Source organism: Peribacillus sp. SIMBA_075, assembly GCF_046534585.1.
Window position 1 is genome coordinate 1 of record NZ_JAWRYN010000948.1, and the last position, 259, is coordinate 259.

The 259-nt window shown below is 35.1% G+C and carries 1 protein-coding gene; it reads left to right on the top strand.

What is annotated here, in order from left to right; genetic code table 11:
* On the top strand, positions 1 to 193 hold a 193-nt coding region (locus SB775_RS31060; RefSeq protein ID WP_410865121.1), incomplete at its 5' end, for a YesK family protein.
* Positions 194 to 259: the final 66 nt, after the last annotated feature.

Consider the following 259-nt stretch of genomic DNA (forward strand, 5'->3'; position numbering starts at 1 on the left):
TGGTAAGTACATTGGTATAGGTTTTTCTGTAGTACTTATGGTAAGCGTTGCAATTATAATCATCAGCTTTTTTGTCGGTGGTTGGAGCGGTATGGGATACGGATTGATCGGTATCTCCATTTTCATAGGTACAATATTAGGTGGTATTTTGAATTTAGTGATAAAACACTTTTTTGATAGATCAAACAATTAATAGAGGAAATGTAGGATAGCAATCTGTTGTCCTTTTATCCTTTTGTGCCCCTTGAACATTAACAGC